The organism is Enterobacter cloacae complex sp. GF14B (assembly GCF_004136805.1).
Lineage (GTDB): Bacteria > Pseudomonadota > Gammaproteobacteria > Enterobacterales > Enterobacteriaceae > Enterobacter > Enterobacter hormaechei_C.
The window spans coordinates 1-1,197 of sequence record NZ_QFRV01000292.1; the positions used below are offsets into that span (position 1 = coordinate 1).

Consider the following 1,197-nt stretch of genomic DNA (forward strand, 5'->3'; position numbering starts at 1 on the left):
CCATCAAAAAGAGCTTCTAGAAGTGGGGAAATAAGTAGCTCAATGCCTTCTCTAACACCCTCAACACAAGGAGCATCTCCACCTGAAGTACTCATGGAGGAGTCTACAATAGGAAAGAATAAAGAGCCAACAAAAGGTAAGACAAAAGGCCCAACTTATAAACTACAATCTGATATTGAGGTTGCTACAGATTTAAAGAAAGTCTTGGAGGAAAGGATCTTGAATAGCAAGATTGAGTTTAATTTGGGAGAAGTTCTTGGCATTGCAAAGCATGAATTCCACGAGGAGATCATTGACATCATCAAGAGAAAGAGGCAAACTCTTGCTGAGGTTGCTCATCCATAGGTTGATGGAGAAACCTTGAAGACACAAGGGATGCATTTGCAAAACAAGGAGGATGATGGAGTTGTGGTAGGATGCTACCAATCTAGTGGGAGAGTGAAGCAAGTGCATTTCTCAAATGATAATGAAGATGTTGAAGCTATTCCTAGGAGTTACTATTCACGAAGTCACTGGGCAAGGGCTACTATAGAAACTTTGGTCAAGGTAGGTGATCTTGAAGAGACATTTGTTGCCTTGATTGACCATGGTTCAGAAATAAACATAATGTCAAAGAGTCTCTACAACAAGTGCAAATGGCCAATGGACATAGATCATGGCTGGATGGTAAAAGTGGCAAACAATTCATCCGGTGAATTGTATGCAGCATGTCCAGGTGTGAAGGTGAAAATAGGTGATGTAAAGATTGACCAAAACTTCTTTGTAAAGGATACATCTTCATATCATCTCATCCTTGGACAACCCTACATTGTGGGAGTTTGAATGGAAACAAAGGTAATGGATGATGGTTCAGCATATGCTAGAATACGTAGCAAAGATGGTAAACGAGCTGTCCAATTTCTCACAGTGTGTGTAAACCATGAAAGAAATCGTGACAACCTCAGAGAACATCCTCTACCAAAGGTAAGCAAAGAGTTTCATGATCATAGAGAAATGATGGGTTTTGGCCAAGTACCATTGTAAAGAGGGATTGCAGTGGTACAGAAAGAAAAAGGGTCTCGCGTGATCCAAAAATAGGTGAAACTTTCTCGATGAGCTCCTTGGTAACAAGGAATGGATCAGTATGTTTTACAAAACTTGAAGATTTGAAGAGATATGAGAGGCAATATGTGCATAATGTACAAATAGGCATGAAAA

The 1,197-nt window shown here is 39.9% G+C and carries 2 protein-coding genes; both read left to right on the plus strand.

All coding sequences use genetic code 11. From position 1 onward, the window contains the following. A partial coding sequence (locus DD606_RS25305; RefSeq protein WP_129259480.1) for a DUF4100 domain-containing protein occupies positions 1–345 on the plus strand: 345 nt, incomplete at its 5' end. A 15-nt stretch (positions 346–360) separates the two neighbouring features. Beyond that, the gene (locus DD606_RS25310) at positions 361–822 is read left to right on the plus strand and encodes a DUF4100 domain-containing protein (protein WP_129259482.1); all 462 of its coding nucleotides are present in this window, start codon (positions 361–363) and stop codon (positions 820–822) included. The last annotated feature ends 375 nt before the right edge of the window (positions 823–1,197 follow it).